This is a genomic window from Actinomadura sp. KC216, assembly GCF_004348535.1.
GTDB lineage: Bacteria > Actinomycetota > Actinomycetes > Streptosporangiales > Streptosporangiaceae > Spirillospora.
The window spans coordinates 1-4,596 of the sequence record NZ_SMJX01000480.1 but is presented as its reverse complement, the minus strand read 5'-3'; the positions used below and the strand labels follow the sequence as shown (position 1 = coordinate 4,596).

The following is a 4,596-nucleotide window of genomic DNA, read 5'->3' as shown; positions in this document are numbered from 1 at the left end:
GTTCCATGCGGGTGATGCCGGCGCGGAGGATGGCTTCGAGGAGGCCTGCGCGGGAGCCGAAGTGGTAGGTGATCGCGGAGTCGTTGCCCTGTCCGGCGGTGGCGATGATGTCGCGGGTGCGGGCGGCGTCGATGCCGTCGGCGGCGAAGTGGTGGGCGCCGGCGCGCAGGAGGCGTTCGCGGGTGGCCCTTGCGTCTTTCGGCACGCCGGTGATATTAACAGGGGGCGTTAGTAACGGTGGCCGTTAGGGCTGGAGGCCCCCATGGCGGACGTCTATGACCCGTTCGATCCCGGATTCCAGGCCGATCCCTATCCCGCCTACCGGCGGCTCCGCGACGAGGAGCCCGTCCACCGGCATGACGATCCGCCGTTCTGGGCGCTGTCGCGGTTCGAGGACATCTGGGCGGCGACGAGAGACGCGGAAACGTTCTCGTCCGCCAAGGGCCTGACGTTCTATCCGGACGAGATCGGCACTCTGGGCCTGGCCGCGACGATCGTGATGCTGGACCCGCCGCGGCACACCGTCCTGCGGCGCCTGGTCAGCCATGCGTTCACACCGCGCCGCATCGCCGCCCTGGAGGACGTGCTGCGCGGTTTCGCCAGGTCGAGAATCAGCCTCATGGAGCGCAAGGCAGCAGACGGGGAAACACCCGACCTGCACAGGGATTTCGCGTCGCCGCTGCCGACGTTCGCGCTCGCGCGGCTGCTGGGCGTCCCGGAGGCGGACCGGGCGCGGTTCGGCCCGTGGGTGTCCGCGCTGACCACCCTCCAGGACGACGGTTTCCACCTGAGGGCGATGAAGGGCGGGGCGGCAGAGGCGGTGGCCGAGATGTTCGGCTACTTCACCGAGGTGATCGCCGCGCGCCGCGCCGACCCGTCCGGCGACGACCTGGTCAGCGCGCTGACGGCCGCCGAGATCGACGGGGAGCGCCTCACCGACTGGGACGTCCTCGGGTTCTGCTTCGTCATGGTCGCGGGCGGCAACGACACCACCGGGAACCTGATCTCGCACGGGGTGGCCCTGCTGGACGGCGACCACGCGCAGCGCGAGCGGCTCGCCGCCGACCTGTCGCTCGTCCCGGACGCGCTGATGGAGTTCCTGCGGCTGGAGGGCTCGGTGCAGGCGCTGGCCCGGACGACGACGCGCCCCGTGACGCTCCACGGCACCGAGATCCCGGCGGGCGAGAAGGTGATGATGCTGTTCGGCGCGGCGAACCGGGACGAGCGCGAGTTCGGCCCGTCCGCCGGCGACCTCGACATCACCCGGGACATCCCGCGCCATCTCGGCTTCTCCAGCGGCGTGCACTTCTGCATCGGCTCGCACTTGGCCAAGCTGCAAGCCCGCGTCGCCCTGGAAGAACTGCTCCACGCGCACCCGAACGTAGGCGTCGACATAGACAACGCAGAACGGATCGCGTCGCCGTTCACCCGTGGCTGGGTGTCGCTCCCAGCCACGGGCATGACGGCCGCTTAGCCCATGTGCGGGTAGCGGTAGTCGGTCGGCGGGACGAAGGTCTCCTTGATGGAGCGCGGCGACGTCCAGCGGAGCAGGTTGAACACCGACCCGGCCTTGTCGTTGGTGCCGGACGCGCGAGCGCCGCCGAACGGCTGCTGCCCGACGACCGCCCCGGTGGGCTTGTCGTTGATGTAGAAGTTGCCGGCCGCGTACCGGAGCACCTCGGCGGTGCGCGCGGCGGCGGCCCGGTCGTCCGCGACGACGGCGCCGGTCAGCGCGTACGCGGCGACGGGCTCCATCTGCGCCAGCATCTCCTCGTACCGCTCGTCCTCGTACACGTGGACACCGAGGATGGGCCCGAAGTACTCGGTGCGGAAGATGTCGTTCTCGGGGTCGCCGGACACGAGCACGGTCGGCCGGACGAAGTACCCGACCGAGTCGTCGTACGTCCCCCCGGCGACGATCTCGACGTCGGGGTCGGCCTGGGCCCGCTCGATGGCCGCCTTGTTCTTGGCGAAGGCCCGCTCGTCGATGAGCGCGCCGATGAAGTTGGACAGGTCGGTGACGTCCCCCATGGTGAGTCCCTCGACCTCGGCGACGAACTCGTCCTTGAACCCGCCGTCCCAGATCGACCGCGGGATGTAGGCGCGCGACGCCGCCGAGCACTTCTGCCCCTGGTACTCGAACGCGCCGCGCACCAGCACCGTCTTCAGGACGGCCGGGTCGGCGGACGGGTGCGCGACGACGAAGTCCTTGCCGCCGGTCTCGCCGACGAGCCTGGGGTAGCCGCGGAACTTGTCGAGGTTGGCCCCAACGGTCTTCCACAGGTGCTTGAACGTCGCGGTGGACCCGGTGAAGTGGACCCCCGCGAGCTCAGGATGCTGCAACGCGACATCCGAGACGGCGACGCCGTCGCCCGTCACGAGGTTGATGACGCCAGGCGGCAGCCCGGCCTCCTCCAGCAGCCGCATGAGCAGCACAGCGGAGTACGTCTGCGTGGGCGACGGCTTCCACACCACGACGTTGCCCATCAGCGCGGGCGCGGTCGGCAGGTTCGCGGCGATCGCGGTGAAGTTGAACGGGGTGATCGCGTAGACGAACCCCTCCAGCGGACGGTGGTCCATCCGGTTCCACACGCCGGGGCTGCTGATGGGCTGCTCGGCGAGAATCCGGCGGGCGAAGTGCACGTTGAAGCGCCAGAAGTCGACCAGCTCGCACGGGCTGTCGATCTCCGCCTGCTGGACGGTCTTGGACTGCCCGAGCATCGTCGCGGCCAGCAGCGTCTCCCGCCACGGCCCGGACAGCAGGTCGGCCGCCCGCAGGAAGATCGCGGCCCGGTCGTCGAACGACAGCGCCCGCCAGGCCGGCGCGGCCTCGAGCGCCGCCGCGATCGCGTCCCGCGCGTCGTCCTGCGTCGCGGTCCCGAACGTCCCGAGGACGGACGCGTGCCTGTGCGGCTGGACGACGGCGATCTTCGCGCCCGCCCCCAGCCGGCGCTGCCCGCCGATCGTCATGGGCAGGTCGATCGGCGCCTCCGCGGCCAGCTCGGCGAGTTTCGCCTCGAGCCTGGCCCGCTCGGCGCTGCCCGGGGCGTAGCCGCGCACCGGCTCGTTGGCCGGGGTCGGAACATTGGTGACGGCGTCCATGAAGGGAACCCTCCTGCTCAGCGCGAAACAAACGAACGAAGGAAGAACACGAGATTGGCGGGCCGCTCGGCCAGGCGCCGCATGAAGTACCCGTACCAGTCGGCCCCGTACGGGACGTACACGCGCATCTGGTGGGCCTCGGCGAGCCGCCGCTGCTCGGCCGTCCGGATCCCGTAAAGCATCTGGAATTCGTACGAGGACGGCGACCTCTCGGCGCCCAGCGCCAGCGCGATCTCGATAATGCGCGGGTCATGGCTGCCGACCATCGGATATCCGTCGCCGCGCATGAGCGTCCGCAGTCCCCGCACGTAGGCGCGGTCAACGTCACGTTTGCTCTGGTAGGCCACCGACGCGGGCTCCGCATAGGCGCCCTTGACCAGCCGCACGCGCGACCCTTCCCCGACCAGTTCCCGGAGATCGCCCTCGGTGCGCCGCAGCATCGCCTGAACGGCGACGCCGACCCACGGGAAATCGACGCGCAGCTTCCCCAGAATCTCCAGCGTGGAGTCCACGGTCGTGTGGTCTTCCATATCCAGCGTGACGGTCATGCCGACCCGTCCCGCCGCGGCGCAGATCTCGCGCGCGTTGTCGAGCGCGAGGTCACCGGGAAGCATCTGCCCGAGCGCCGACAGCTTCACCGACGCGTCCGCGCCCCCGGCGAGCCCCTGCTCGGCGAAAGCGGCGAACAGCTCCAGATAGGCGTCCCGCGTGGCTTCGGCCTGCCCCCGGTCCTTCGTGTCCTCCCCCAGATGATCAAGAGTGACCTTCAGCCCGTCGGCCCCGAGACCCCTGACCACACCGAGCGCCGCGCCCAGATCGTCGCCCGCGACGAACCGGTCGACGACACCCCTGGTCAGCGGCATGGACGTGACAAGACCGCGCATCCGCGGGCTGCGCGCCGCGGCGAGGAGCAAAGGACTGAGCATCGGACCCTCCATCAACGAGGAACACCAAGCACGCTAAGAGCGTCCGCGCCCACCACGTATAGTCAGATGTAACTTCCTGGACCCCAGTTCTTCATACAAACGTACAAGGGAAGCGACATATGGACCTCCAGGAGATCGCCGAGAACGCGGCCGACCTCCTCCACGCCCCCGCCACCTTGGAGGACCGCGACTTCCACCTCGTCGCCTACGCGCCCCACGGCGACACCATCGACCCCGTCCGGATGGAGTCGATCCTGCACCGCCGCGCCACCGACGCCGTCCGCACCCGCTTCGAGCGCCACGGCATCGCCCGCGCCACCGGCCCCGTCCGCATCCCGGCCGACACCTCGGTCGGCCAGCTGGGCCGCCTCTGCCTGCCCGTTCGCTGGAACAACGTCACCTACGGCTACCTCTGGCTGCTGGACGACCAGGAGCGCATCACCAGCACCCAGGCCGCCCGCGCGATGCCCCTCTGCGAACGCGCCGGCCTCCTCATGGCCCGCCAGGCGCGCGAACGCGACGACCTCGGCTGGAAGGTCGCCGACCTCCTGTCCGCCCACCCCGACAC

4 protein-coding genes and 1 pseudogene are annotated in these 4,596 nt (G+C 70.1%); 2 read left to right on the top strand and 3 right to left on the bottom strand.

Going from position 1 to position 4,596, the window contains the following annotated elements; all coding sequences use genetic code 11:
* On the bottom strand, nt 1-205 hold a 205-nt coding region (locus tag E1264_RS40465; RefSeq protein ID WP_132182529.1), incomplete at its 3' end, for a TetR family transcriptional regulator.
* Nucleotides 206-262: 57 nt separating this feature from the next.
* Between E1264_RS40465 and E1264_RS40460 the strand changes: the two genes are divergently transcribed.
* Complete coding sequence (locus tag E1264_RS40460; protein ID WP_132182527.1) at nt 263-1,474, top strand: cytochrome P450; 1,212 nt, start codon at nt 263-265, stop codon at nt 1,472-1,474.
* On the opposite strand, the gene pruA is transcribed toward E1264_RS40460, so the two are convergent.
* Both pruA and E1264_RS40450 read right to left on the bottom strand, forming a co-directional pair.
* Entirely contained in the window at nt 1,471-3,102 is a 1,632-nt protein-coding gene (gene pruA / locus E1264_RS40455) for an L-glutamate gamma-semialdehyde dehydrogenase (protein WP_132182525.1), read from the bottom strand. The two genes, E1264_RS40460 and pruA, sit on opposite strands and share 4 nt — an antisense overlap.
* 17 nt (nt 3,103-3,119) lie before the next feature.
* Complete coding sequence (locus tag E1264_RS40450; protein ID WP_132182523.1) at nt 3,120-4,028, bottom strand: proline dehydrogenase family protein; 909 nt, start codon at nt 4,026-4,028, stop codon at nt 3,120-3,122.
* A 119-nt stretch (nt 4,029-4,147) separates the two neighbouring features.
* Between E1264_RS40450 and E1264_RS40445 the strand changes: the two are divergent.
* A pseudogene (locus E1264_RS40445) lies at nt 4,148-4,596 on the top strand (PucR family transcriptional regulator); the annotation flags it as partial.